Consider the following 24362-nt stretch of genomic DNA (forward strand, 5'->3'; position numbering starts at 1 on the left):
TCCGGAACCCCCCACCCCTGCGGCCCCGCCCCCTCCCGCCGGTGACTTGCACTCAGGGCCTCAGCCTTCTACCGCCGGTGGCCGTCCTCAGGTGCTCGACCCTCTACCGCCGGTGACCCGTCCTCAGGGCATCGGTCGCTGGGGTCAGTGGCCCCGTCGGCGAGCGCACCACTCGCCGTGGCGGGTTCCGCGCGGACAGGTCCCGCTGCCGGGCCCGAGCCGGAGGGCGGACCGGTCCACTCCCGGGCGTCTGAGGACGGGCCGACTCAGGCCCGCAGCCGCGCCGGGAGCGCCGACCAGGAGTGCGGCCGGTCGCGAACTCGTAGTCTTTCAGTGCCCGTTCATGGGAGCAGGTAGGGAACGCCCGGCCCCCCATGTGTCCGATTCGTCTGCTGCATGGTCAATTCCGGGTATGCGTCCCCCCTTCATGTTGTGCCCTGCAGAGTCATGCCCGCATTCCCCTCTTGTCCCCGACAGGCGGGACGGGATGTCCTGATCATCCGCGAACGGCGGCAGAAAAGGACGGAGGTGTCAGGCACATGTCGTATGTCTTTCTCGCTGCTCCTTACACGCAGTGGATGGATTGGTCCACCGGAGAGCTGGACCCGGGTCGTAAGAAATACCTGCAGACGCTTCGTCAGGCATTCATTGACCGAGGACACGCGGTATTCAACGCGCACCAGAATGAACAGTGGGGCAAAGCCTGGCTTGCACCCGAGATCTGTACACCGGCGGATTTCCTCGCCGTGGCGAACGCCGATGTCATGTGCGTCATCGTCGGGGATCCGCCGTCTCCCGGCGTGATGATCGAGATGGGCTGGGCGTCCGCACTGGGAGTTCCGATCGTCCTGCTCCAGGAGGGCGATTCCGCACCCGCCCTGGTGGCCGGGATCGGTGAGGTCACCAGCACCACGCGGTGCCGGCTCCCGCAGGAGCTCACCGAGGAGAGCCTGGCCGACATCATGACCACCGTGGAGAAGGCGGCCGCCTCGCCGAGGAGTCCGCGGGTGACCGAGCCGGTCGCCGGCTACCCGAAGACCTCGCTCCCGAACGGCTACGAGGCGGCCGAGCAGCCCATCGGCCATGTCTGACCAACAGGTGCGCGCAGGTGCGCGCCCCCTGCGGATCCTGGCCTCCGGGGTGAACTTCGGGTGGGGAAGCGCAGGCAAACTCTCCAGTGTGCTGCGGGCCCTCGGCTCGCGGGCGGAGCTGGAGGTCACCGGCATCGGCACCGAGCTGGGGCGACCGGTCCTCGGCGGTCTGGGCATCACCCGGTGGCGGACCGTGGACGCCTCGGACGCCCACGCGGTGGATGTGCTGGTCGCCGAACTGGCGCCGGATCTGGCGCTGGTGGTCCTGGACCCGGAGCTGGCCACGGCTCTGCAGAACGCCGGCTGCCCCGTGATCTACGTGGACAGCCTGCCGTTCCTGTGGACCGAGCACGACCCCGTGCCCGGGGACGTCGAGCTCTACTGCGCGCAGCGCACGCTGCCGCTGCCGCCCGCCGCCGAGTCGGCACTGGGCCGGGTGCGGAACCTGACCTGGGTTCCGCCGATCGTGCCCGACTCCGCCGGCCTGTCCCGGGCGGCGCTCCGGGCGGAGGACACGGCCACCGGCCGGGATGCCGGTCTCGCCGTGCTGAACCTCGGTGGGCTGCACTCCCCGGTCACCGGAAGTACCGATGACTCGTATCAGCGGCTGGTGCTCGGGCCCGCGCTCGACGCGCTGTCGGCGGTGGGCGTCGAGCGGGTGGTCATCACCGGGAATCTGGCGCCGGACACCGTGGTGCCCTCGCCCGGCTCGATGACCGTGGACGTCCGGCGGTGTGCTCACGACGAGTTCGTCGATCTGCTGCTCAGCGCCGGACGGATCATGACCTCACCGGGGCTGACCACCATCCTGGAGATCGCGGCGGTCGGCCGGAGCGCGGTGCTGCTGCCGCCTCAGAACCTCAGCCAGGTACTCAACGGAGATCTGGTCGAGCACGCCTGCTCCGCGCAGTTGCGTACCTCCTGGCCCCTCCAGGTGCTCACCCGCGCGAGCATCGACGCGTGGCACCGCGAGGGCGAGGAGTACGCGGTGGAGCGCATCCGTGCGCGCCTGGCCACCGCCTGCGCGAACCATCTGCGCGACGTCGTGACCCGTGAGCTCACCACCGACCTCGAAAAAGGCCTCGCGCTGCTCGCGGACGGCGCCCCGTCCTTCGCTCGCATCGCCCAGGACTTCGGCGGCGCCGAGCGTGTTGCGGACGAAATTCTGTCCCGCTGGGCCGCGGCCGCTGTCGCCTGAAAGTAGGGAACCATGAAGACCCCTCGGAACAAGTATCTGTTCATTCGCATCCTTGAGGCGTGCAACGCCGACTGCTTCATGTGTGAATACGCGCTGTCCCGTGACACCTACCGGTTCTCACCCGAGGATTTCGCCGAGCTGCTGCCGGAGGCGATCGAGGCCGGGGTGGGATATGTGCGGTTCACCGGCGGTGAGCCGCTGATGCACCGCGACGTCCTGGAACTCGTGCGCATGGGTGCCGAGCACGGGATGAGAATGTCCCTCATCACCAACGGCATGTTCCTGCCGCGCTTCGTGGACCGGCTCGCGGAGGCCGGCCTCGCCCAGGTGATCCTGAGCCTGGACGGTTCCTCCGGGGAGACGCACGATGTGTACCGGCGCTCCCCCGGCATGTTCGACGCGGGCCTGGAGGGCCTGAAGCGGGCCCGGGACCTGGGCATTCTCCCCCGGGTCAACAGCGTGGTGGGCCCGCACAACTACGACCAGATGCCCGAGCTCCAGCGCGTGCTCACCGAGGCGGGCGTCAAGCAGTGGGAGCTGTCGGCCATCAAGCTCGGCCGGGAGATCACCTATCCCGACCCCGCCGATGTCCTGGAGGCGTGCGAGCCCATCTACCGGGCCGACCCCGGGACGACGCTGGTTCCGCTGGGCAAGCGGTTCTACGGCGAGACCCCCGAGGAGCAGAAGGCCTACTTCGAGGAGTCGATCACTCCCCGTCCCTCCGGGCCGCTGTGTCTGGTGACCGACGACGTCATCTACCTGGACGGCAAGAACGGCCGCGCCTTCTCCTGCAGTTGCCTGCCGCACTCCGAGGACGACGCCGGCCCCGGTGGCGCCCCGCTGCGTGGCGGCTCCGGGAAGGTGGAGCTGAACAGTCCGGTGTTCCGCGAGCACGCCGACGCGTTCAAGGTGAACGGCCCGACCCTGTGCGACGGCTGCTCCGCCACCGCCGCCGGCTACAGCGACGATCTCGCCCGGATGGGCGCGGTCCCGGAATGGAGCTACTGACCCATGGGGACACGGCTCACGCCCGCGGGGACGGGACTGAAGGTCCTGACGGCCGCCCTGCCGGGCGACCCCGAATCGCAGACCGTGCTCCGCTGGATCTGCGCCCACCTGACCGAAGTCGAGCTGGTGGACGGCTCGGAGGCGGGTTCCGGCACCGAGGCGCCGGACGCGCGGGCCGACGTGGCGGTCATCTGTGACGACACCGCTCTCGCGGAGCACACCGAGCGGGCGGGCACCCCGGTGGTCTTCGTGTCCGGTACCGGGGTTCCGCCCGCGAAGGGCTGGCCCTCCGCCCGGATCCGGTGCCTGCACCGGCCCGGCTGGCTCCCGGACGCACCGGAACGCGGCGTGCACCGGGCGGGGACGGTCGCACCGCCCCGCGCGGTCCGCGCCCGCCACGGCCGTGGCGCGCTGATCCGGCTGGCCGTGCCGGACGCGGCAGCGGCGGAGGACTGCACCCGTCTCCTCCGCAACGCCGGGGCGGCGCTCACGGACGCCGGCCACCCGGCCTTCGCCGTGCACCTGTCCGGCCCGGGGAGCACGCAGCTCGCCGACGCGGTGACGGCGCTGCTGCCGGACACCACGGTGTTCACGGACGCCGGTCCGGAGGCCGAACGGGCCCTGGCCGACGCGTCCCTGCTGGTCTCCTCACCGGCCCTCACGGGCGTGACGCTGGCGCAGACGGCGCGGATCCCGCTGGCCGTGCTGCCCCCGTCCGGCGCCGTCCAGCAGCAGGCCGCGGACGTGCTCGGCTCCGCCGGCGCGCCCCTGGTCGTGCTGAGCGGCGACCCGGCCCACCGGACGGCCGAGGCCGAAGCTCTGCGTGGCGCCCTGGACGCGCCGGAGGAGCTGGCGCGCTGGGCCGACACCGCTCAGCAGGCGGCCGGCGACGACCGGCGGGGCGGACAGCGCATCGCCCGCAGAGTCCGTCAGCTGCTGCTCGCCCCCATGTGAACCGGGGCCGCCGACGTGCCCGACGCGGCGCCCCCACCGATCTCTTGGAGTCACCTTGCTGCGCACCCTGCCCTACGGGGCCAACTACCTCGACTGGAGCGAGATGCCGGAGCTCCGGCAGGCCGTCGAGGGCAAGTCGCTCTTCCGGTACATCTCCTCGGGCCCGAGTGTGTCCAACCGGCTGGAGCAACTGGTCCAGGAGCGGCTGGGCGCCACCAGGGCGCTGGCGGTCCACAACGGGACCGAGGCCCTGCGGCTGGCCCTCATGGGCACCCGGCCCTCCGCAGGCGATCCGGTGCACATCCCGGCCGTCACCTTCGTCGCCGTCGCCGGCGCCGTGCTCTCCTGCGGTCTCGTGCCGGTGCCGGTGGACGTGGACGAGCGGTTCGCCCTGGACGCGTCCCTGCTGCCCGCGGACGCGCAGCGGGTGATCGTCGCGCATATGGAAGGCATGGTCGGACCGCTCCCCCAGGGCGTTCCCTACCTGATCGAGGACACCGCCCAGGCGATGGGCGGCCGGCACGCCGACGGCCGTCACGCCGGCACGGTCGGGTACGCGGGCACCTTCAGCTTCCACCACGCGAAGGTGCTCACCTCGGGCGAGGGCGGACTCGTCGTCGTCCGGGACCCCGACGACTGGGAGCTGCTGCGCTCGTACCACGACCACGGCTCCGACCGGGAGCACGGCAAGTACCCGGCCTGGCGGGACGGCGCGTTCTACGGTGAGAACTTCTGCGCCAACGAGGCGGTGGCCGCGGTCCAGCTCCAGCAGTTCCGCCACCTCGACGGCATCCTGGCGAGCCTGGAGCGGCATCACCGGCTCGCCTCCGAGGCGCTGCCCGACCGCCCGGACATCCGCCAGGTGACACGGACCGACGGGGACGTGAAGGTGAGCGTCCGGATCGAGCTGGAGTCGCGCGAGCTGCGGGACCGGGCGCTGACCGAGCTCACCGAACGCGGCCTGCCGTGCTGGACGCTGGACAAGTACTTCCTGCCGGAGCACCCCGTGGTGCGGGACCGGGTGTCGATCTACGCCGACGGGTTCCCGTGGAACCTCGACGACGGGTCGGAGCGCTACCGCCCCGTCAGCCGGGACGGCTTCCGCACCACGCGCCACCTGCTCGGGCGGACGCTCTGCCTGCCGCTGGCCCCGGAGCTGGACGAGAGCGCCCAGGCCCAGGCGGCCAAGGAAGTGGCAGCCGTTCTGGCCGCGTTGTAGCTTTCCCGCAGCGCGGACCTCGCCGGCTTCCCGCGATGCCCCTTCAGGGCAACTCCCGTTCCGGCGCCGTCCGGTCGCGGGAGACGGGCCGTTGCCGCCGTGCGCTCCCGACCGCATCCCCGCCTCGTCGAAGGAAGAGACGTGTCCTCAGGCGTTTCCCGGTTCACCGATCTGCTGCGCCACCGCCTCGTGCAGAGCCCTGTGCTGTGGGGTGTCGTCGGCCGGCTGCCGCTGTATCTCGTGAGCCTCGCGCTGACACTCCACCTTCTGGACACGGGGCTCGGCTACGCCTCGGCCGGACTGGTGCTGGCCGCGTACACCGTGGGAACGGCCGCGCTCGGTCCCGTGATCGCGCGCCGGATCGACCGGCACGGCCAGCCACCCGTCCTGGTGCTGACGGCGATCGTGCATCCGCTGGCCCTCGCGGGCTCGGTGTACGCGGCGTCCGGGCCGAGAGCGGTGGAGCTCGTGCTGGCCTTCCTGGCCGGCGGGACGATCCCCCCGGTCAGCCAGGTGATCAGGGCGCTGTGGAGCACCCTGCCGCTGAGCCGGGACGAACGCTCCACCGCGTACTCGCTGGAGTCCATTCTCGCCGAACTCTTCGTCATCGGCGGGCCCCTGCTGCTCAGCCTGCTGCTGGCGGTGGGGGACGCGGGCACGGCCACCGTGGTGGGCGGGGTGCTGTCCGGCCTCGGCGGCCTGGGCCTCGCGACCACGAAGGCCTCCCGGCAGTGGAAGGCCGAGCCGGTCGCGCGCCGCGATCTGCTGGGCGCCCTGCGCTCGCGGCCGCTGCTGATCCTGCTTCTGCTGCTCGCCCTGTCCGCGCTGACCCTCGGGGTGCTCAACCTGGCACTGGCCGCCTTCGCGAAGGAGCACGGATCGGCAGGCGATGTGGGGTTCCTGTTCGGCGCCTCGGGCGTCGGCGGGGCGATCGGCGGGCTGTGGTTCGGCAGCCGGTCCTTCGCCGCGTCGAAGGGCCATCAGCTGCCGGTGGCCAGTGCGGCCTTCACCCTGGCCGCCGCGGGTCCCCTGCTCGCCTGGGACACCTGGTCGATGGCGGTGGCCATGGCGTTCCAGGGCGCCTCGATCGCCCCGCTGACCGCCGTCCTGTACGAACTGGTCGGCTCGGCCGCGCTGCAGGGCACCGTGTCCGAGGCCTTCACCTGGGTGCTGACCGCCACCACCGGCGGTGGCGCGGTGGGCTCGCAGGCGGCCGGGGTGCTGATCGGCCGCTTCGACTGGCACGCCGGATTCGTGCTGGGCGTGCTGAGCGGCGGTTGCGCGACCCTGCTGGCCTGCGTCGTACGCCACCGGATGGCGGCGGTGGCCGAGGAGGAGCCGTCCGGCGCCGCGACGGCGGAGCCGGCCTCCCTGGAACGGGACACATGAGGAGACACAAACGGGGCTGACGACGCGGCCCCCTCCCGGATTTCCCATCGACACCGGTGGCGCCCGCCCCACCGGCCGACGACAGACGGAACGTGGCGCACGGGCGGCAGTCCCCGCCTGCCCCGCCACGACGGCGCCCGACGCCGCGTGACGCGCATCGACGTCACCACCGGTCTCCGGCGCACCCGCCCCGGGGCGGCCCCTCGGCCGACGCCCGGGCCGGCACCGAGCCGGCATCCCCATCCGCCCATGAACTGGAGTCCCTCATGACGAGCTCAGCCCCCGAGACATCCGCGCTTCCGGTAGTGCTGCTGGTGGACGGCAGGCCCTCCACCTTCGCCCGCAGCGTGCTGGACCGGGACGACGTGCACATCGTGCTGCTGCGCTTCACCTCGGCCCTCAAGGACCTGCCGCAGGAGTACCTGGACCGTACGGCGCATCTGCCGGTGTTCCTCGCCGAGGACGACCGTCTCGCCGAGGAGGCGGAGCGCTACCTGAGTTGGGTCGGCACGCTGGAGCACGTGCCCACCTACTTCTGCAACCCCCAGGAGCCGCACCAGGAAGTGGCCCAGCCGTTCGCCGCGCTGGTGGGGCTGCCGCACCTCACGCAGCAGCAAGTGGCGTGGGTCCGGCACAAGACGGCGATGAAGGACCGGTTCGCCGAGCTCGGGCTGCGGTGCGCCGCCTACCGGAGGGTCGAGTCGCTCGCCGAGGTGGGCCGGTTCGCCGAGGAGCAGGGGTGGCCGGTCATCGTCAAACCCATGGACTCCTTCGCCTGCATCGGGACGTACCGGATCGACGGCCCGGACGAGCTCGGACACGTTCCGGAACTGGCGCCCGACCGCCGGTGGATGGCCGAGGAGTACATACGCGGCACGGAGTACCAGCTGTGTGCGCTCGTCTTCGGCGGCAAGGTGGTGGACGCCTACCTGTCCCTGAACCCGGTGCCGATCCTGGAGGTCCTGGAAGGGGCCATCAACGCCAACATCACCTACGCCCCGGGCGAGGAACTGCCGCTGGACGTACGGTCGGTGTGCCAGGAGCTGGTGGACGGCTTCGGCCTGGACCACGGCTACTTCCACGCGGAGTGCTTCCTGATGGAGGACGGAACGCTGTGCGTGGGCGAGGCCGCCGCACGGATCACCGGCTGCGAGGTGCTGGCCAACCACGGCCTGTCCCGCGGCTTCGACATCCACCGCGCGACGCTCGACACCTACCTCGGCCGGACCCCGGACCTCACCTACGCGGAGAACCAGGCCGTCGGCGACCTGCTGCTGCCGGTGACGCCGGGACGCGTGGTGAGCCTCAGCACCGAGGAGGAGCTGCTCCGGCTGCCCGGGGTCCTGGGCGTGCAGCTGAAGCTGGCCGTCGGGGACGTCGCGGCGCCGCCGCGCGCCTCCCACGCCTCGTCGGGATTCGCGCATGTCGCGGGCGCCACCGTAGCCGAGGTCGAGCGGCGGATGCAGAATGTGTTGGAGCACTTCACCATCGAAACGGAGCCCGTGACGACATGACGACGGCCACGGTCCCCGACGACGTCACTACCCTGCCGGAGCTGTTCGCCCGGACCGTGGCGGAGCACACGGAGCAGCCCGCGGTCAGCGATGCCGACGGCGCACTGACCTACCGGGAGCTGGACGAGCTCTCCGACGCGGTCTCCGGGCTGCTCCTGCTGCACGGCGTGTCGCCCGGCGACCGGGTCGCGCTGTGCGTGGCCCACTCCCCCGGCAGCTGGGCGGCCGTCCTGGGGATCCTCAAGCGGGGCGCCGTCCTGGTGACGGTGGAGACCTGTGATCCGGCCGGCCCGAGCGCGCCGGCGATGCGGATGGCCGGTGCGACCCGCTGTCTGACGGACACGCCCCCGCCGCCGTCCCAGCAGTGTCCGCGCGTGGTCGTCATCCCGCTCGCGGAGGCCGGCCCGGACACCGCCGCGCACCACGCGCCGCCCAACCCGCGCCTGGCCACGGCCTCGCATGTCGTCGCTCCGGCGGCGCGGGCCGGGGCGGCCCGCCGGGCGCTGATCGTGGACCACACGGACGTCCTGGCCCAGGTCGAGGCGTGGGCCGACGAGCGGAACAGCCCGGACCTGCGGGGCGAACGGTTCGGATACTTCGGCGATGTGCCGCTGTCCGCCGTGGAGTTGTCCCTGTGGGTCGGGCTGGCCCACGGGGCGCACCTCGTGGTGCTGCCGTCGCTGGCGTGTCTGCTGGAACGGGGGCTGCGGGAGGAGCTGAGCCGGCGGGGCGTCACCGCACTGGCGCTGCCGGCCGAGGCCCTGCGGCACGGGGTACGCGCGGAAGCGGGGGGCTTCGCGTCCTTACGGGCCCTCGTCGTCGAAGGCGAGGACCTGGCACCGGAGATCTGTCAGATGCTCATCGGCGGCGGCTTCGACGGGCACCTCGTCCAGGTCGGAGCGCCCGAAGCCGCCTCCTGCCGGGTGGTGGACACCACGGCCTGACGGGAGCGGGCACGCATGCGTCGTCCCGGAAGCCGGTCCGGCTTCCGGGACGGTGTTCGGCGTTCCGCGGGCAGGCCCGCGGAAGGACGCCGATGCCCCAGGGCGTTCAGCGCTCCGCGGACCCGCCGGCCGGGAGGACACCGAAGTCCCAGCGCGCCACCGACAGGCCGAGGTCCTGAACGGCGAACGCCGTGAAGTAGTACGCCTGCGGGTGTGCTCCGGCGTCGACGGCGAGCGAGAACTCCGCCTCGTGCCACTGCCCGGCGGCGGCCCGGATCTTGCTCGCGGACGGCGTCACGGTGCAGTCCGAGCGCAGGTGACGGGGGACGAACATGCCGATCCTCACGGGCCCGCGGCGTTCGGACCGCACCCGGACGCGAGCGTGCAGCGTCTCCCCCGCCCGCACCTCCTCGCCCGCTGCCTCGACCCGCACCTCGGGCGCGCCGTCGGTCCGGTACGCCATGTCGCCGCACCGGATGCAGACGGTGCAGACCGTGTCCAGCGCCGTGGGGACCAGGGCGCGCTTCACGAACTGCCGGGCCGGCCGGCCGCAGGGACACCGCACCTCGGAGACGGACTCCGGGGCGACCGCGCTGCGCAGGCCGAAGTGGGCGTGGCAGTCGGTGAACTCGGTCTCCGGGTTCTCCACGATCTGCCGGCTGATCACGTGGTCGAGGGACTGGAGGTCGTCGGAGAGCGCCCGCAGGATGGCCTGCTCGCCCTCCGCGGCCGTCGCCTGCCGGGTGACCCAGCGCTCCACCTTGCCGGCGAATCTGGTGAGCCGCGGACGCAGTGCGTGCCGCTCCGGAAGCAGGCCGCCGGCGAGGTACGCGGTCAGCCGGGCGGACGTGGAGAGCACCAGCGGGTCGGGGACCTGCGGGACGGGGCGGGGCTCGCTGCCCCGGTCGTCGGCCATGCCGAAGTGCCAGTAGGCGGGGTCCGGCTGAGCGCCGGAGATCGCGGTGTTGAGACCGGTCACGGAGGGGGAACCGGCCGCCACCGCGTTCATCCAGGCCGTGTTCTCGGGGCGGGCCGAGTCGTGCACGGTGGGCGCCGCCACGACGTCCCGGGCCGCGCCGTCGATCGCGTTGAGCATCAGCTGGTACTTGGGGTCGTAGGCCACGGCGTCGGCGAACGGACCGTTGTTGCACGAGCTCAGCACGATCTCGACCGCGGAGACCCGGTTCAGGGGGATCAGCTTCTCGTTGGGCTTGTAGCAGTCGGGCCCGTAGGCGCAGCGCGGCCCGAGCAGATCCGGCCGGCGGGGCGCTTCGGAGTTGAGCCCGCAGACGGTGAAGTCCGCGAGATTGACCGAGTCGTCGCGCCCGTGCCCCTGGAGGAGCACCCGCCGCCACCGCCTCCCGAGGAGCTCGGCGCCGATGTCCCGGCGTTCCAGGGCGCGGTCGTCGTAGACCTCCACGGCACCGAGCGCCTCCGGGCGGTCGGTGGAGGTAAACAGGCCCGAGGCGTCGACGCCGGGGGCGGGGCGGCAGAACTGCTTGGCGGTGAACCACGCCAGCGACGCGGCGTCCCGGCCCGTCAGGAACGCCACCCGTCGGCCCTCGCCCGGCCGGGCCCGCCGCACGATCTCCAGGACCGGGTCCGAGGTCAGCCGCGGGTAGGCCGCCACGACCAGCAGGGACCGTCCGCCGGGGGCGCTCTGCAGGAGCTCGGCGCTCAGCTCCTTCTCGTCCAGCCACTGGAGGGCCAGCGGCGCCATCAAGGCCCGTAGTCCCGCCGGGAGTTCGTCGCCGCCCAGGAGCACGCCCCGCGCGTACGGCTCCGGCCGGGCGATGCCGTGGTAGAGCCCGGCGGCCAGCCGCACGGCGGAGAGCAGATCGGCGCGGCCGCCCACCCACACCGGAACGGCCTCCGGGCACGGTGAGCCGAGGAACCGCGCGACGGCTTCGGCGTAGGCGGCCTCCTCGTCGACGGGCGTGAAGAGTGTCGTGGATACCTCGGTCGGTGAACTTGGCATGGTGGTCATCCTCGTCGAGTCGTCGCTCTTCCGGAAAAAGGAGCTCTTCCGGGACGGAGCTCATCCGGAACGGAGCCCTTCCGGGAAGTGCGGGCGGGTGCGGCAGGAGCGGGCGGACCGGTCGCACACAGGAAGGCGGCGGGGGCGTCCTGCTCACCGCCCCCGCCGCATGTGTCACGACCTCGGCCCGTGGGAGAACGGGCCGGCCGACCGGCTTCCGGTCCCCGCCGCTACTCGGTCACCGGCGCCGGGAAGAACGCCGTGACGTCGCTCTCCGGCACCCAGATCGGCCGCTCCTTGGCGATGATCAGGTACCGGTGAAGGTTCTTCTCGTCGTCCCAGGAAACGGCGAGTACCCGGTACTTCGCCTTGCCGCCGATGTTGACCTCGACATCGCTCGCCACCCCGGTGAAGTGGATCGACATGCTCTTTCTCCTTGAATTCAGTGACGGTTGGTGAAGCGCTGGAGATAGGCGATGCCGGACGGCCTGCCCTCCAGGTAGCTGGTGGTCGAGTAGCTGTCGTAGGCGTGCCGCTCGATCAGGATCTCGTCGAAGTACGGCTCCCAGCGCGGTTCGAGCTTCGGCTCGGTCACGAAGAACGACATGAAGTGGCCGCCGGGGGCGAGGACGCGGGTGATCTGCTCACGCATGAGGGTGTCCCACCACTCGGCGTCGTCCCGCATCGCCTTGGGGAGCCAGGGGTCGAGCATGATTCCGTCGATGGTCCCGGTGGGGATCGACTCGATGTACTCGAAGAAGTCCGCGTGGACGATTTCCAGGTTGCCGGGGAGGTTCGGGGCCGACTTCTTGAAGTCCTGGATCACCTCGTCGTAGACCTCGACGACGGTGTGCTTCTTCACGTTCGGCTGCTCCGCGATCGCCACGGCGGAAAGGCCGAAACCGAGGCCGCACTCGAGGAATACGCCGCCGTCGCGGCACAGGACCTCGGCCGAGCGGCGCATCAGCGGCGCTTCCCACTCCTGCATGGCCTGCGAACCGTCGATGTACAGGGTCTTCTCGCCGTCGGAGTCCTTGACGGCGATGTCCGGTGCTGCGGGCTGGGCGGGATGCTTCACGATCTGTCCTTACTCTCGAGGATCACTGCGGGAAATGACGCACTGATGTCGGCGCGTATTCAGGGAAAGGAATCGCAAATGAGGCCACGATGCAGGTCCGGGCACCTATCGGCCGGTTCTGCTTCACCGTAGCCGCGCGCCGGGGCGGGCGGCCGGAATGCGCGGGCCGGGCAATCTGCATTGCGGGAACATGCAGCGTTCCCAAATTCGGGCAAAGGCCACCGGAGTGGGTCCGGGGCGCCGTTGCGCCCGGCACCGCGGAACCCCGCGGGCCGGCCGCGACGGTCAGCCGGCCGTCGCGGTACGGCGCAGCCGCACGCCGACGGCGGCGATGGTCTCCAGGGACCGGGTGAGCACAGCGGGGTCGACACCGGTCGGCACCCGGATGTGGCGGGGGTCCGCCGGGTGGTAGTGGGCGCCGGTGGTGACGACGAGCCGGTGCTCCGCCATCAGCACGTCCGCCAGCACCTCCACGTCGGGCACCCCGGGGTCCACCCACACATGGGTACCGCCCTGCGGGGCGGAGACCCGCATGCCGTGCACCCGGGCCCAGTCGAGCACCAGCCGGTGACCGGTCCGCACCCGCTCCGTCAGCGACTGGTTGCCCAGTTTGCACAGCTGGGCGGCCTGGTTCTGGGCCCGTGTCGACACGGCGATGCGCTCCCACTCCATGCGCGCGGTGAGCGAGGCCACCTCCTGCGGTTCGCCGGTGATCCAGCCGACCCGCAGCCCGGGGGCGCCGTAGTTCTTCGAGAAGCTGTTCAGGCCGTAGACGCCGCGCCAGTCCTCGACCAGCGCCAGCGGCGTGGCGCAGGCCGCGGGGTCCTGGACGAAGGAGTCGTAGGCCAGGTCCAGGACGAGCGTGAAGCCGAGCTGCCGCTGCGCGTCGAGCAGGTCGCGGGCCGTCGCCTCGTCCAGACACACGCCGGTCGGGTTGTGCGGGGAGTTGACGTAGAGCAGGTCTCCGGGGCCGAGGGCGGTCCAGGAGCGTTCCCCGACCAGGGCGGGCCAGTCCAGCACCTCCATGTCGAGCCCGACGGACCCCAGCAGGTCGGCGACGCTCAGCAGGACGGGGCCACCGCACACCGCGCGCCGCACACCGCTCCCGAAGAGGTGACGGGCGATCAGTCCGAGCCCGTCGAAGGCGCCGTTGGTCACCAGGAGCGAGTCGGCGCCGACGTCGACGCCCTGTTCCCGCTGCCGCAGGCACAGCGCCTCCAGCAGCTCGTCGGTGCCCTGGCTCGGGGGGTACTGGGCGTCCAGCTCCCAGCCGACCGTCTGCAGGCCGGGCGGTTCGGGCCAGACGGGCACGTTCTCGGCCAGGATCTCCCAGGGCTCCTCCGGCGAGGCCGCGACCGTCGCCAGGCGCTGCCCCAGCGGCGTCAGGCTCACTGTGCGGCACCTTCCTGCCGGGTCAGCAGATATCCGATCTCCAGGCCGGTGGAGTCCACGGACGGGTCGGCCACCCGCCGCGAGACCACCGCGGCGCCGGCCTCCTCGAACAGGTCCTGCCAGAACCGGTCGGTCTCCAGCTTCTGTTCGGTGAGGACGTGCAGGAGGAAGTAGGGGTTGTAGTAGGCCAGACCGAGGCCGTGCCGCATGACCTGCGGGTCGGCGGGGCGGTGGTCCACCTCGACGATGGCGAGATGGCCGGAGTGCCGGAGGGCCGCGCGGACCAGTTCCACCACCGCGCCCCGGCCTTCCTGCTCCAGGATCTCCTGGAGCAGGAACGCGGCGAGACAGAGCCGCGAGGAGTCCGGCTCCGCGTCCGGGGCGACGGTGTCGCGGACGTAGTCGGTGGCGCCGGAGCGGACGAAGCGCAGCCCGTCGGTTCCCCGCTCCTCCGGGGCGAACGGGTCGACCCCGATGCCGGTGACGGTGCCGGAGTCGCCGATCAGGCCGGTGAGGAAGGTGCCGTCGCCGCAGCCGAGGTCCACGACGGCGGCCGGCGCGGCCGGCAGGTCGGACATCAGCTCACGGACGAGCGGCAGCGCGTCGTAGGCGCTCATGCCGCAGCTGCCGATGCCCACGAGCCGGCCGTCGCGGGAGGCGTAGCCCTTGCCCCGCAGGACGTCGGTGATCTGCTGGAACGTCTGCGCGTAGCCGCCGATGAGCAGCTCGTACCACGGGCGGTACGGCCCGAGGGCACGCCCGTGCTCCGTGAGGGTCACGGTGTCGCCGCTCAGCGCCACGTAGTTCTCGTTGGCGAGGTACCGCAGGAATCCGGCGGTGCGCGACGCGTCGAGTTCCAGGGACGCGGCCAGTTCGGGTACCGCCTGCGGGCCCTCCGCGATGCGGTCGTACAGCCCGCTGCTGAACAGGTGGTAGAGGCCCTGCGCCAGCGCGAAGCCACGGACGGGCTGCAGTGCCTCGATGAGCCGGAGCTCGAATCCCTCATCCATTGTGCTGCCCCTCATCTGGTGAACCATCGGCCTTGGGCCGGAAGTCGATACGGACGATTTCGAGATCGCAGGTGTGATGCAGCAGTTTCCGAAAGCGGTCGGCGCGCGCCTCGGACCGTGTGCTGACGCGGATGAACGGGCGGCTGCGGCCCTGCCAGTCGAGGACGCGGGAATCCGCCGCGGTGACGAAAACGCAATCCTCGCGGAACGTCTCTCCCGCCAGGAGCCCGCGCACCCGCTGCTCCAGTGCGTCCCGTTCCTCGCGTGATGAGCCGAAGAACTCTATGGTCGGCATCAGTCCTCCTTGTTCGCCCCGTCGGGATGGCTGTTGCTGTTGCTGTGAGGCTCTCCTCCAGGAGCGTTCCTGCCTTCCGGCCGCCGGCCTCGCCCGCGTACGAACGACGGGGGCGGCGATGCTGCCGGAGGGGCCGGGCGGGCTAGTCCAGGGGTGAGCGGACTCCGCCGCGGCGCCGCGCCAGGGGTTCCAGGAGCGGTGGTCCGGGCGCTGCCGGGACACTCCGTCCGCGTGCACGACGTCGGCGTACCGCCGTCCGCCGGGGCCGCGGAACCGGTCACGAAGCCCTCTGCGAACCCGTGGGCCGTCTCTCCCCGTACCGGGCGACTCACTGCGTCAGCGGCTCTCAGCCCCAGGCGGAGTCGTCCGACTGGTTGCCGGCGGCCCGGAGTGCCGAAGAATTGTCCGGGTGCAGGTTCTGCGTGGACAGGCCAACTATCGCCAGAAGGAAGATGCAAGCCACTGCGAAAAGGTTGCGCATGAGATCCCACATTTCTTTTTCTCGTTCGATGTCGCGTCGTTGACGATATCCGGACGGCCCCGCTCATGACCCGAAGAGGAAATGGCGAGGACTTGCATTGCCGAATCATGAAGGGCCGACAAGAGGTGACCCAATCAATGCAAGTGGAACATAACGGACAGGAGTGCAGGGTCCGTCCCGGGTCGGGGCGGGTCGTACACGGCCGGGAGCGCCGCTTCTCCGGGACTCACCCGCACCCGCTCCGGCGTCGTGACGGCCGATCCCCATGCAGCGAAGGCCGGTTCGCGCAGGCCGGGCACGGGCGGGGCACGGGGGCGCGGAGAGAGAGCGGGGACGCGGCCCACGGGCGAGAAGCCGCATGCGGACGCGCCCCCGGAACGAGAAGCGGCGCTGGGACGGAGCGGGGACGGACCGCGGAATGGAGGCGGGCCGCGGCGCGGAGCCTTTCGGCGGCGCTGCGGGGGCGGGCCGCGGAGCGGACGGCGGGCCGCGTCCGCGCACGGACGCGGCCCGGGGCCCTACGCGGTCACAGGTCCTCCCGCTCCTCGGCACCGGACAGTGAGTTGCCCGGCCCGGAGAGCAGACCGGTGGTGCCGATGAGATAGGCCAGTTGGGGCCGGCTGCGGCTGCCCAGCGCGTCCGAGGTCTTCTTGATGTGGGTGGCCACGGTGCGCACACTCATGCCCAGCCGCTTGGCGATGGCCTCGTCCGTGAATCCGTCCACCATGAGCCGGAGCACCGCGCTGCGAATCTCGTTGCTGATGAGCGGGGACCGCTGGGTCACGGTCCTCGGGTCGACGGACCGGGCACGCGCCCACATGTACTCGAACATCGTGGCCAGGTAGTTGACCAGCCCGGGGTGCCGCACGGTGAGCGCCGACGCGCTGCGGTCGCCCTCGCCCGGGATGAACGCGATCCTCCGGTCACAGATGATGACCCGGTCGAACACCTCGTCCAGCGTCCTGACCTGTGCCCCCACCTCTGTCACCCGCTCGATGTAGGCCATCGTGGGGCCGTGCGTCCGCACGGTGTGCTGGTACAGCGTCCGCTGCACGACGCCCCGTTCGTTGAGCTCCAGATCCCGTTCCAGTGCCTGCCTGAGCAGTTGGGGCGACCGGCCGCCGCCGGGCTGCGCGGTGATCAGCTCCTCCTGGCACGACTGGACGGCCCGCTCCAGCGCGGCAGCGATCAGGGCCGGATCGTCCAGCAGCTCCACCGGGGCCACCCGCTGCCGGTGGGCCTTGCTGTGGATGTGGCGTATCCCGTCGATGGCCAGCAGGACATCGGCTAACGCGTTCTGATGGCCCTGAATCGTGCGTTCGATGGGCCGCGCCGTGTTGGCGTAGGCGACGTCCGGGGAGACCGCGAGAAACCTGCCGGCCTGTTCCGGGTCGGGGCGCAGCAGCCCCAGCCCGAGGACGCACTCGGGGACGCCCCCGGAGACGCCGCCCTCGTTGATCGCGGACTCGTAGGCCTTCAGCCCTCGTTCACAGAGTCCTGTCCTGCCTGCTTCACCTGTTGCGCAGTCACTTCCGCACATACGTCGCCCCTTCGCGGTGCCCCGTTCGGGTCATATTAGTGAGCCCTGGCTCCGCGGTGGATCTTGTCGAGTGTCGCCCCGGTGTCCCCGGGGAGGGAATCGGCCGTGGTGACGGGGTGTCCGCCCGTCCGCGCCCCGAGGGCACGGTGGCGGCGCGGAGCCTTGCGGCGGCGCTGCGGGGGCGCGACGAACCGGGCCGTGGTCCGGCCGCTCGCGACTGCGAGCCGCCGGGAGACTGCCGGAAGCGGTAACACGGTCGACGGATGTGCCGCCCGGGTGAACCGCGGGCCGGATGCGGCGAGGTCGACGACGGTGGTGGCCGCGGGCAGGCGGCTTCGCCCGATGGAGGCAGACATGGTTGATCCGATTCGTCACAGGTGCATGGCCCGGTACGCCGTCCGGCCGGTCTCCGCCGGCGGCGTTCGGGGATGACCAAAGCTTGCTCCGCGCTCCGCCCCCTGACCAGATCTGCCGGCCCATCGGGGACGCTCGAACGCTCCCACCGTCTCTGAACTGCGAAAACTCCCTGACCTCGAATGCTCGGTTGGAATGGCGGAGCGGTCGGGCCACGAGGCCCCCACCGGAGATCGGCCGAGTCCGGACACCTGTCGGGCGGGGCCGAAGGACCGATCCGGGCCACGTTCACGACAGGCTCGGCGAGCGGCAGCACGGGAGTGCGTCGACGCCGTCATGGCGACGGGTCGACCATCAGGGGCACGCGTGCAGGCATCAGAGCACAAGACGCCGAAGGTGACCGCACCGCTTCCGAAGGGACGCGCCGGTGCCCTGCGTCAGCCGGGCCGACCGCTCCGACCGGCCGGCCCGCCCTGCCCGGTCCGCCCGGTCCGCCCGGTCCGCGCCTCCAGCCCGTCCAGCAGCACCTCCAGCGCCGCCCGGAAGACCCGCTCGCCCGTCATCGTCGCCATGTGGGCCGAGGTGCGCGCGATCGCCGGATGGCTGGACGGGTCGACCGCCACGTAGTCACGCGTCCAGGCCGCCTCGTCGCCCGCCTGTGCCGCCGGGTCGAGGGTCGCGAAGGCGGCGTCCATACCGGACCAGGCGAGGGTGAAGTCCCCGTAAACACGGTGCAGAAGGGCGGACTGCTCGGGGTCGCAGCCGGCTTCCGCGAAGGCCGTCAGGATGTGCTCGACGATCCGCATCTCCGCGGGCCGCCGCGTGGTCCGGTAGGTGGCGACGACCGCGGCGGCCGGATGCCGCAGGGCCGTATCGCGACTGCCGACCGCCAGATCGCGCAGGGTCGCCCGCCAGTCGCCGGGGGTCGGCTCGAAGGACTCCAGGACCTCCGCGAAGAGCCGGTCGGCCAGGAGCAGATGCAGCTCGTCCTTGTCCGCGACGTGCCGGTACAGGGCCGACGGGTCCACACCGAGCCGGGCCGCCAGCTTCCGCACGGTCAGCGCCTCGGCGCCGTGTTCGTCGCAGAGCGCCAGGGCCGCGTCCACGATGATCGGCGCGTCCAGCAGCACCTTGGGCGGCCGCCCCCTGCCGCGTGCGGCCGTGTCGTCCGATGCCATGCACCCGATGAGATCAGCCGACGGCACTCCCGGGCAACCCCGTGCCGCCGTCCGGAAAATATTTTTCCCACACTGTTGACTTAATCGCTCGGCGGACGCTTTCCTTCCCTCACCCCGGACCGAGGAGACGGCGCATGGACGACAGCCAGGACCCCCGTCACGACGAGTTCCACAAGACCCTCCGCACCCACCACGGCGTGATCATCGCGCTGGCCAACATCAGTCCCACCGTCTCGCTCGGCATCGGGCTCGGCTTCCTGGCCGCCGTCGCCGGAACATCGCTGCCCGCCGCGTTCCTGCTGGCCGCGCTGCCGATCCTCGCGGTGTCCGGCGGCTACGCCCGCCTCGCCGCCCGCGACCCCAACTGCGGCACCGCGTACATCTGGGTGCGCCGCGCACTCGGCCCGTGGACCGGCTATCTCGCCGGCTGGACCTCGGTCGCCACCAACATCATGTTCCTCTCCTACGCGGGCCAGCTGACCGGCCGGTTCACCCTCCAACTCGCCGACGAGGCGGGGCTGTTCCACACGGATTCGACGGTCGCGGTCACCCTCACCGGCCTGGTGTGGACCGGCCTGATCGTGATCGGCGCGGTGCGCGGCGTGCAGGACGCGACCGCCGTGCAGTCGGTGCTGCTCGGGCTGTCCGCAGTGGTCGTCCTCACCGTCGTCGGCACCGCCTTCGTCCGCGGGGACGCCGCCCCGGTGCAGGCGTCGTGGTTCTCGCCGTTCTCCTTCCCCGACCCGCTCACCCTGTTCAGCGCGACGGTGCTCGCCGCGTACATGTTCTGGGGCTGGGAGAGCGCCTTCAGCGTGGTCGAGGAGAACGCCGAGGCGCGGTCCTCGGGCCGGGCGGGCCTGATCGCGATCGTGGTCACGCTGGCGCTGTTCCTGGTCGGCGCGGCCGGCTTCCTGCACGCGCTCACCCCCGGCCGGCTCGCCGACCCGCTCGCCGGGATCACCGAACTCGCCCGCACCTTCTACGGAACCGGCGGCGCGATCGCCGCGGCCGCCGCGATGCTCGCCGCCACCGTCGCCTGCATGCAGTCCTCGGTGATCGCCGGGTCCCGGCTCACCCTGGCGATGGGCCGCGACGGGGTGCTCGGCCCCAGCTGGGCCCGGCTGCACCCGACCCGCCGGACCCCCGTCACCTCCACCCTGCGCACCGCGGGGCTCGCCGTCGCCCTCTCCGTGGCGGGGCTCGCCATCGGCAAGCTCTCCGACGTCGTCCTGGCCGTCGTCAACTCGGTCGGCATCCTGGTGTCGTTGCTGTACGGCATCGGGGGCTGGGCCTGCGTGGTCACCTTCCGGCACGAGCTGCGCGGCGGGCGCCTGCGCGACATCCTCGTCGTGGGCGTGCTGCCCGCGCTCGGCGGGACGGCGCTGCTCCTCCTCGGCGGCCTGGTCGCGTACCAGCAGTGGACGTCCGTCGACCACCTGGCCGTCGACCCGGAGAACGGGCGCTTCCTCACGGCCCTCCCGCTCGGCACCGTCCTCCTCGGCGTCCCGGCCGCTCTCTGGACCCGCTACCACCGCAAGGCCGCCTACTTCACCCGGCCGGCGCCTCCGCTCGCGCCCGCCCCCGCACCGGCATCCGCGTCCACCTCCCCGTCCACGTCCACCACTCCTGGAGTCTCCGCATGAGCACCGCCCCCGACCTCGTCCTCCTCAACGGCACCGTCTGGACCGCCGGACCGGCCCGCGACCGCGCCTCGGCGCTCGCGGTCACCGGCGACCGGATCACCGCGGTCGGCAGCGACCGGGAGATCCGCGAGCTGGCCGGGCCCCGTACCGAAGTCGTCGACCTGGAGGGACGGTTCGCGCTCCCCGGGTTCACCGACGCGCATGTGCACCCGGTGATCGCGGGCCTCGGGATGCTCGGCTGCGACCTGTCCGACGGGCGGGACGTGGACGCGTACCGCAGGACGATCCGCGGGTACGCGGACGCGCACCCGGAGGAGGAGTGGATCGTCGGCAGCGGCTGGTCGTTCGACGCGTTCCCGGGCGGGCTCCCGCCGCGCGGCGTGCTGGACGAGGTGGTGCCGGACCGGCCCTCGTACTTCCCGGTGCGGGACGGGCACTCCGCCTGGGCCAACGCCCGCGCGCTCGCCCTGGCCGGCATCGACCGCGACACCCCGGACCCGGCCGACGGCCGGATCGAACGCGACGCGGACGGCGAGCCGACCGGTGTGCTGCACGAGGGCGCCATGGGCCTGGTCGGCGACCGCACCCCGCCGGTCACCCCCGACCGGGCCCGCGCCGGACTCCTCGCCGCGCAGACGCTCCTGCACTCGCTGGGCATCACCGGCTGGCAGGACGCCCTGGTCGGCGCGTACGGCGGCTACCCCGACCCGCTCGACACCTACCTGGCCGCCGACGCCGACGGTTCGCTCACCGCCCGCGTCCGCGCCGCCCTCTGGTGGGACCGGGAGGCGGGCCTGGAGCAGATCGAGTCGCTGATCGCGCGGCGGGCGAAGGCGGCCGCACAGGGCGGGCGGCGGTTCACCGCGGGCACCGTGAAGATCATGCAGGACGGGGTGGTGGAGAACTTCTCCGCCGCCCTGCTGGAGCCCTACCTGGACTCGTGCGGCTGCCCCGGCGACAACCGCGGGCTGTCCATGGTCGACCCGGCCCTGCTGCGCGAGGCCGCGGTCCGGCTGGACGCCGAAGGGTTCCAGATGCACTTCCACGCCCTCGGCGACCGCGCGGTCCGCGAGGCCCTGGACTCGCTGGAGGCCGCCGTCGCCGCCAACGGCCACACCGGCAACCGGCACCACCTCGCCCACCTCCAGGTCGTCCACCCCGACGACATCCCGCGCTTCCGCACCCTGCGCGCCACCGCCAACATCCAGCCGCTGTGGGCCGCCCACGAACCCGCCATGGACGACCTCACGCTGCCCTTCCTCGGCGCGGAGCGCGGCGCCCTCCAGTACCCGTTCGGCGCACTCCACGCGGCGGGCGCGATGCTCGCGGCGGGCAGCGACTGGTTCGTCTCCAGCCCCGACCCGATGCACGGCATCCACGTCGCCGTGAACCGTCAGATCTGGCCGGAGGAGCTGGGGGAGCCCGTGCTCCGCCCCCCGTTCGTGCCGCACCAGCGCCTCGCCCTCACCGACGCGCTCGCCGCGTACACGGCGGGGTCGGCCTGGGTGAACCACCAGGACGAGGCCGGCGTCCTCGCCCCCGGGCGGCTCGCGGACATCGCGGTCCTGGACCGCGACCCGTTCGACGTGGACCCGCGGGAGCTGCACGGCATCCGGTGCGTGCGGACGTACGTGGGCGGGGCCGCGGTGCACGTCGCGGAGTGAGCAGGGACCGGCGCGGGCCCGTGCGGGGGCCCGCGCCGGCGGTGCGCGGCGGTCCGGCTGGGCGGCTGGGCGTGGCCCGGCAGCGGCGGGCCCGCGGAGCGGCCACGGGCCACCGACGGGCCGTTCCCGTGGGTGGCCCGCTGCCGTCCGCGGGCCCGCTCCGGCCCTCATACCGCCGCCCGCCCTTTCCGGTCCTCAGGCCGCCACTGCCCCCTCCGGCCCTCAGCTCACCGCCGTCAACGCCCGGGAATCCTCACGGCCCCCGGGCGTTGACGCAGAGGTGACCTCCGCACTCGCCACCACCCGGTTCTCCGTACTGGACCGCTCCCGCACCCGCCAGGGGCAGGCTCCCGAGCAGTCGCTGCGCGACACCGTGCGGTTCGCGCAGCAGGCCGAGGCCCTGGGCTATCACCGGTTCTGGGTGTCGGAGCACCACAGCGTGCCCGGCGTGGCGGGTTCGGCGCCGACCGTGCTGGCGGCGGCCGTCGCCGCGGCCACCTCCCGTATCCGGGTCGGCACCGGCGGGGTCATGCTCCCCAACCACCAGCCACTCGTCGTCGCCGAGCAGTTCGGCGTCCTGGAGTCGCTCTTCCCCGGCCGGATCGACATGGGCCTCGGCCGGTCGGTCGGATTCACCGACGGGATCCGCCGGGCCCTCGGCCGGGGCAAGGAGGACGCCGAGGACTTCCCGGCCCGGCTGGCGGAGCTGCTCGGCTACTTCACGGGCGAGCAGACGGCGCATCCGCAGGTGCACGCCCGGCCGGCCGAGGGGCTGCGGGTGCCGGCCTTCGTCCTGGCGACCGGCGCCGGGGCCGATCACGCGGCCGAGTTCGGGCTGCCGCTGGTCATCGCGGCCGTGCGGGGCGAGGACGCGATGCTGCGGACGGTCGACCGGTACCGGGAGCGGTTCCGGCCCTCGGCCCGGTCGGCGGAACCGTATGTGGTGCTGTCCGGCACGGTCGCCGTCGCCGAGACCGCCGAGGAGGCGTGGCGGCTGCTACTGCCGGAGGCATGGTCGGCCGCGTGGTCCCGCACCCACGGGGAGTTCCCGCCGCTGCGGCCTCCGGAGGAGATCCTGGACCTGCGGATGAGCACCCTTGAATCCTCCCCTCCCTGAAGGGGAGGGGATTCCTGGCTCAGGCCGCCCCCTGGAGCAGCGCTCCAGGAGGTCTTGTGCCATCGGCACCAGCCGGGTTGAGACCAGCCCGGACGAGCATGACGCGAGCGGAGTTCTTGTCCCGTGGGGAGGTGTTTCCGCAGGCGGTGCAGGTGTAGGTGCGCTCCCCCAGCGGCAGGCGATGCTTGGCTCTCGCATCGCAGTGCGCGCAGTCCATCGTGGTGTGCGCGGGATGGACCAGGCGGATGTCCCGCCCGTGTTTGCGGCCCATGTGGATCAGAGCTGCTTTGGTGGCGCCGATGGCGGCGTCCGCGGCCTTGCGGGCCATCGTGGTCCTGGCCAGGAACTTCGGGCGGAAGTCCTCGACCGCGATGGCATCATGGGCCAGGACCGCCCTCCTGGCCCACTTGAGGCCGGTGTCCTCACGCTGCCTGGCCACCTTCTTGTGTGCCCTGGCCCGCAGCTTCTTCGCCTCGCGGTAGCCCTTCGACGCCGGCCGGCCCTTCTTCGGCCTGCGGCGGGCCATCATCCGGTCGTACCGGGCCAGCTTCGACCGGGCCTTCTGGCCGTGCCCGGGGTGGGGGAGGTCGTGCGCCTCGCAGGTCGTGGTCGCGGTCTCCTTCACACCCCAGTCGACACCAAGCACCCGGCCGGTCCCGGGCAGGGGCTGCACCTGGGCGGGGACGACGAACGAGGCGTACCAGTGCCCCAGGCTGTCCTGGTAGACGCGCACCGAGGACGGCTCGGCCGGCAGCTCCCGCGACCACACCACCGCCACCACCACGCCCCCGGCCAGGTGCAGCCGGCCACCCTTCAGCCGGAAGCCCCGCCGGGTGTAGTTGAGGCTCGGCAGACTCTCCCGTTTGGTCCTCCACTTCGGCATACCTGCCCGCTGCCGCACCGGCAGGCACTGCGTGATGTCCTGGTGCGCCTTGGCGCGGGCACGACCAAAATCACGGATGACCTGCTGCTGGACAACCGACGAACCCTCACGCAGCCACAGCGTGCCCCTGCGGGCTTCGGTCAGCATCCTGTCCAGCTGCGCCGGGCCGCACGTCTGCCTCTTGCCACCCGCCTGGTTGTGCAGGTGCACGGCCCTGGACTTGGCGACACATTCGTTCCACACCCAACGGCACCGGTCCCCCTCCGCCACCAGGGCAGCACGGGCAGTGCACGACATACGCAGCCGGTACGTATAGCGCGCATGCCCGACCACCGCAACCGCCTCCACCTGCACCATCCCGCGCCCCCTCACAGCCCCGACCGGGACACAGCACCATGCCCGACCCTGCGAACGACCATACGTACGACAGCC

General features: G+C 72.1%; 19 protein-coding genes and 1 pseudogene. 11 read left to right on the top strand and 9 right to left on the bottom strand.

The features are described 5' to 3' along the window. Nucleotides 1-539: 539 nt before the first annotated feature. The 8 genes from AC3EQ1_RS02955 to AC3EQ1_RS02990 all read left to right on the top strand — a co-directional run bounded on the left by AC3EQ1_RS02955 (nucleotide 540) and on the right by AC3EQ1_RS02990 (nucleotide 9317). Nucleotides 540-1091, top strand: coding sequence for a hypothetical protein (locus AC3EQ1_RS02955; RefSeq protein ID WP_351515310.1), 552 nt, complete (start codon nucleotides 540-542; stop codon nucleotides 1089-1091). After that, the gene (locus AC3EQ1_RS02960; RefSeq protein WP_432092638.1) at nucleotides 1084-2289 is read left to right on the top strand and encodes a hydroxymethylcytosylglucuronate/cytosylglucuronate synthase; all 1206 of its coding nucleotides are present in this window, start codon (nucleotides 1084-1086) and stop codon (nucleotides 2287-2289) included. The genes AC3EQ1_RS02955 and AC3EQ1_RS02960 overlap by 8 nt, the downstream gene beginning before the upstream one ends. Before the next feature lie 12 nt (nucleotides 2290-2301). Further along, nucleotides 2302-3297 carry a cytosylglucuronate decarboxylase gene (gene blsE / locus AC3EQ1_RS02965; protein ID WP_432092639.1) on the top strand — a complete coding sequence of 332 codons (996 nt, stop codon included), beginning with the start codon at nucleotides 2302-2304 and terminating at the stop codon, nucleotides 3295-3297. A gap of 3 nt (nucleotides 3298-3300) precedes the next feature. Further along, nucleotides 3301-4251, top strand: coding sequence for a CGA synthase-related protein (gene blsF / locus AC3EQ1_RS02970; RefSeq protein ID WP_432092640.1), 951 nt, complete (start codon nucleotides 3301-3303; stop codon nucleotides 4249-4251). A gap of 55 nt (nucleotides 4252-4306) precedes the next feature. Continuing rightward, nucleotides 4307-5470: a DegT/DnrJ/EryC1/StrS family aminotransferase gene (locus AC3EQ1_RS02975; protein WP_432092641.1), complete on the top strand. Its 1164-nt coding sequence runs from the start codon at nucleotides 4307-4309 to the stop codon at nucleotides 5468-5470. A 141-nt stretch (nucleotides 5471-5611) separates the two neighbouring features. Next, nucleotides 5612-6859 carry an MFS transporter gene (locus AC3EQ1_RS02980; protein ID WP_432092642.1) on the top strand — a complete coding sequence of 416 codons (1248 nt, stop codon included), beginning with the start codon at nucleotides 5612-5614 and terminating at the stop codon, nucleotides 6857-6859. A 266-nt stretch (nucleotides 6860-7125) separates the two neighbouring features. Continuing rightward, nucleotides 7126-8373: an ATP-grasp domain-containing protein gene (locus AC3EQ1_RS02985; RefSeq protein WP_432092643.1), complete on the top strand. Its 1248-nt coding sequence runs from the start codon at nucleotides 7126-7128 to the stop codon at nucleotides 8371-8373. Beyond that, nucleotides 8370-9317 (top strand): AMP-binding protein, encoded by a 948-nt coding sequence (locus tag AC3EQ1_RS02990; RefSeq protein ID WP_432092644.1) that lies wholly within the window; start codon nucleotides 8370-8372, stop codon nucleotides 9315-9317. The genes AC3EQ1_RS02985 and AC3EQ1_RS02990 overlap by 4 nt, the downstream gene beginning before the upstream one ends. 106 nt (nucleotides 9318-9423) lie before the next feature. On the opposite strand, the gene AC3EQ1_RS02995 is transcribed toward AC3EQ1_RS02990, so the two are convergent. The 8 genes from AC3EQ1_RS02995 to AC3EQ1_RS03030 form a co-directional block, all read right to left on the bottom strand. Beyond that, on the bottom strand, nucleotides 9424-11295 hold the full coding sequence (locus tag AC3EQ1_RS02995) for a hypothetical protein (protein ID WP_432092645.1): 1872 nt from the start codon (nucleotides 11293-11295) through the stop codon (nucleotides 9424-9426). 230 nt (nucleotides 11296-11525) lie between these two features. Further along, the gene (locus AC3EQ1_RS03000; protein ID WP_351515319.1) at nucleotides 11526-11720 is read right to left on the bottom strand and encodes a hypothetical protein; all 195 of its coding nucleotides are present in this window, start codon (nucleotides 11718-11720) and stop codon (nucleotides 11526-11528) included. Between the two features lie 17 nt (nucleotides 11721-11737). Continuing rightward, on the bottom strand, nucleotides 11738-12373 hold the full coding sequence (locus AC3EQ1_RS03005; RefSeq protein ID WP_388855099.1) for a class I SAM-dependent methyltransferase: 636 nt from the start codon (nucleotides 12371-12373) through the stop codon (nucleotides 11738-11740). 285 nt (nucleotides 12374-12658) lie between these two features. After that, the gene (locus AC3EQ1_RS03010; protein ID WP_432092646.1) at nucleotides 12659-13765 is read right to left on the bottom strand and encodes a beta-methylarginine biosynthesis bifunctional aminotransferase; all 1107 of its coding nucleotides are present in this window, start codon (nucleotides 13763-13765) and stop codon (nucleotides 12659-12661) included. Continuing rightward, complete coding sequence (locus AC3EQ1_RS03015; protein WP_432092647.1) at nucleotides 13762-14775, bottom strand: 2-ketoarginine methyltransferase; 1014 nt, start codon at nucleotides 14773-14775, stop codon at nucleotides 13762-13764. The genes AC3EQ1_RS03010 and AC3EQ1_RS03015 overlap by 4 nt, the downstream gene beginning before the upstream one ends. Continuing rightward, nucleotides 14768-15070 (bottom strand): hypothetical protein, encoded by a 303-nt coding sequence (locus AC3EQ1_RS03020; RefSeq protein ID WP_432092648.1) that lies wholly within the window; start codon nucleotides 15068-15070, stop codon nucleotides 14768-14770. The genes AC3EQ1_RS03015 and AC3EQ1_RS03020 overlap by 8 nt, the downstream gene beginning before the upstream one ends. A gap of 1007 nt (nucleotides 15071-16077) precedes the next feature. Next, nucleotides 16078-17091, bottom strand: a complete 1014-nt coding sequence (locus AC3EQ1_RS03025; RefSeq protein WP_432092649.1) for a LuxR C-terminal-related transcriptional regulator — start codon at nucleotides 17089-17091, stop codon at nucleotides 16078-16080. 791 nt (nucleotides 17092-17882) lie between these two features. Further along, nucleotides 17883-18623: a TetR/AcrR family transcriptional regulator C-terminal domain-containing protein gene (locus AC3EQ1_RS03030; protein ID WP_432092650.1), complete on the bottom strand. Its 741-nt coding sequence runs from the start codon at nucleotides 18621-18623 to the stop codon at nucleotides 17883-17885. A 134-nt stretch (nucleotides 18624-18757) separates the two neighbouring features. Here AC3EQ1_RS03030 and AC3EQ1_RS03035 point away from each other — a divergent pair, with 134 nt between their 5' ends. From AC3EQ1_RS03035 to AC3EQ1_RS03045, 3 genes and pseudogenes are all read left to right on the top strand, one after another. Continuing rightward, on the top strand, nucleotides 18758-20266 hold the full coding sequence (locus tag AC3EQ1_RS03035; RefSeq protein WP_432092651.1) for an APC family permease: 1509 nt from the start codon (nucleotides 18758-18760) through the stop codon (nucleotides 20264-20266). Continuing rightward, on the top strand, nucleotides 20263-21930 hold the full coding sequence (locus tag AC3EQ1_RS03040; protein ID WP_432092652.1) for an amidohydrolase: 1668 nt from the start codon (nucleotides 20263-20265) through the stop codon (nucleotides 21928-21930). Before AC3EQ1_RS03035 ends, AC3EQ1_RS03040 begins: the two co-directional genes overlap by 4 nt. A gap of 280 nt (nucleotides 21931-22210) precedes the next feature. Next, nucleotides 22211-23032: pseudogene (locus AC3EQ1_RS03045) on the top strand (MsnO8 family LLM class oxidoreductase); the annotation flags it as partial. A 34-nt stretch (nucleotides 23033-23066) separates the two neighbouring features. Here the strand turns inward: AC3EQ1_RS03045 and AC3EQ1_RS03050 are convergent. After that, a complete protein-coding gene (locus AC3EQ1_RS03050) occupies nucleotides 23067-24287 on the bottom strand; it encodes an RNA-guided endonuclease InsQ/TnpB family protein (RefSeq protein ID WP_432092653.1) in 1221 nt (406 codons plus the stop codon). Between the last annotated feature and the right edge of the window lie 75 nt (nucleotides 24288-24362).

The sequence above is a fragment of the Streptomyces sp. bgisy100 genome, from assembly GCF_057709105.1.